1 protein-coding gene is annotated in these 1,044 nt (G+C 60.2%); it reads left to right on the plus strand.

Annotation, left to right across the window (positions count from 1 at the left end; translation table 11 throughout):
- Window positions 1–59: 59 nt before the first annotated feature.
- A partial coding sequence (locus tag CWI66_RS17580) for an IS481 family transposase (protein ID WP_100732386.1) occupies window positions 60–1,044 on the plus strand: 985 nt, incomplete at its 3' end.

Here is a 1,044-nt window from a genome sequence, read left to right on the forward strand (position 1 = left end):
GAGTTATCCTCTGCTAGCCGCCAGGGAGCTTCTTCAGCAATTCATCCGGGAACAGGTTCATGAACATCAAGCTGCATAAACAAGCGACGACGACACCGAAGATCCGTGCCGAGATCCAGGCAGCGCCTTCCAGCATCACGGATAGCGAACTGGCCCGGCAGTATGGTGTCGCTACTGCGACCATCCGGCGATGGCGTTACCGCGACGATGTCCATGACCGACCGCATACCCGTCACAACCTCCTGGCCACGCTCACAGCTGAGCAGGAGGAGGTGCTGATCACGGCTCGTGAGTTCCTGCGCCTCGGCTTGGATGACCTTCTCGTCGTGGCGCGTGAGTTCCTGAGCCAAGGCTTGTCGCGCTCTGCCTTGCATCGCATGCTCAAGCGGCGTGAGGTGCCGACGTTGGCGGAACTGGCGCGGCAAGATGCCGGTGGCGACGAGAAGCCCCGGCACAAGCCCTTCAAGGACTATGAGCCGGGCTACGTGCATATCGACATTAAGCACCTGCCTCAAATGCCCGACGAGGAGCAGAAGCGCTACTTGTACGTTGCCATCGACCGTGCGACACGCTGGGTCTACCTGGAGGTCCGAGGCAGCCAGTCCGCGAAGGATGCTCGGGCGTTTATGAAGCAGGTGGAGAAAAAGGTGCCCTTCAAGATTCAGACGGTGCTGGCCGACAACGGCAAGTCGTTCACGGATCGCTTCACGCGGGCAGGTGAGCGCAAGCCCAGCGGGCGCTATCCCTTCGATCAGGAGTGCCTGGCCCACGGGATTGAGCACCGCCTGATCAAGCCGGGAAGGCCGCAAACGAATGGAATGGTGGAGCGCTTCAACGGCCGTATCAGCGACGTGCTGGCGACCCGGCGCTATACCTCAGGCGAAGACCTCGAGCAGACGCTTAAGCGATACTGCTGGCTGTACAATCACCACATACCGCAGAAAGCGCTGCATCATCAATCGCCGATCACGGCGATGAAGGAATGGCAGGCCAAGCGGCCTGAGTTATTTACCAAACGGGTGGTCAATCACACGGGACCCGACA

The sequence above is a fragment of the Halomonas sp. 141 genome (genome assembly GCF_002810305.1).
In the GTDB taxonomy this organism is placed as follows: domain Bacteria; phylum Pseudomonadota; class Gammaproteobacteria; order Pseudomonadales; family Halomonadaceae; genus Vreelandella; species Vreelandella stevensii.